The sequence below is a fragment of the Streptomyces sp. S6 genome (genome assembly GCF_054880855.1).
On sequence record NZ_JBTYMC010000651.1, the window covers coordinates 1 to 1299 of the forward strand.

Consider the following 1299-nt stretch of genomic DNA (forward strand, 5'->3'; position numbering starts at 1 on the left):
GTGGACGGGCAGCTCGTGCGGACCGCCGACGGCGCGTTCCTGCCCGGCGGGCTGGCACCGGCGCGGCGGGTGGCGCACGCCTCGGCCTTCCGGGCATCCCCCACTTCCCCGGTTTCCCCGGGCCCCTTGGAGGCGAACGTGACGACGAATCCCCCGCAGGGCCAGGACGCCCTCATCGCCGAGTTCCTGCGGACGAGCCGGGAGATGATCGCGGCCCAACGGGACGTGCTGCTCACGTACTTCGGGGCGACGGGCGCGCAGAGACCGGCCGCGCCGCCGACACCGATGCCGGTCCTTGAGGCAACTCCCGTACAGTCCGCTCCTGTTGCGGTGGAGCCGGCGTCCGCACCGGCGGTCCCGGAGGCCGTGGACGTCGCACAGGTCGTCCTCGACATCATCAGCGAACGCACCGGGTACCCCGTCGACATGATCGAGCCGGACCTCGATCTGGAGGCCGATCTCAGCATCGACTCCATCAAACGGGCCGAGATCGCCGGTGAGTTGGCCCGCCGGCTCGGCGGCTCCACCGACCTCGCGGGCCTCGCGGACGACGAGTTGGAGGAGCTGACGAAGGCGCGGACGGCCGCCGCCGTCACCGACTGGCTGACCTCACGCCTGTCGGGGCCGGTGCCCCCCGAGGCGCCCGCATCCGCACCCTGGTCCTCGTCCGAGAAGGAGCCCGACGTCCTGGGCCGGGTGCCCCGGCGCCTCCTCCTCCAGCCGGTCCTGCTCGACACCGGCAGCCATCCGCCGTCCCGGCTCACGGGCACGCGCTGGGTGCTGCTCGGCGACGACGGGTTCGCGGCCGGGATCGCCGAGCGGCTCACGTCGCACGGCGCCGAAGTCGCCGTACGGGACCTGGAGCATCTGCTGGGCGAGGCGGACGGCCCCCTCGACGGGGTGGTGTATCTCGGGGCGGCCGACGGGGTGCCGGTGCTGCCGGACGCGTTCCCGGTGCTGAAGGCGGCGTTGGCGCGCGAGCCGGGGTGGCTGGTGGCAGTGCGCCCGGTGGACGGGGACGCGGTGGGGCTGCGCGGGCTGTTCCGGAGCGTGGCGCGGGAGTTCCCGGGCACGGTGGCGCGAGTGGTGGACGTCGACGAGGACGTGGCGGACGCCGTGATCGCCGAGGTGCTCGCTGACGATCCGTCACCCGCCGTGCTGTGCCGGGGTGTCGGGCGCCACACGTTCGAGCTGGTCGAGGCGCCGCTCGGGGCACTCGGCAGCACCGGGGCCGGTCCCGCCGGGGACGGGGTCGCGGAGGCCGCCGCGCTGGGGCTCGACCAGGACGCCGTCGTCCTG

The 1299-nt window shown here is 74.7% G+C and carries 1 protein-coding gene; it reads left to right on the top strand.

Annotated features, from left to right (window positions below; genetic code table 11):
- Positions 1-138: 138 nt before the first annotated feature.
- On the top strand, positions 139-1299 hold a 1161-nt coding region (locus ACVNF4_RS36160; RefSeq protein ID WP_461807053.1), incomplete at its 3' end, for an acyl carrier protein.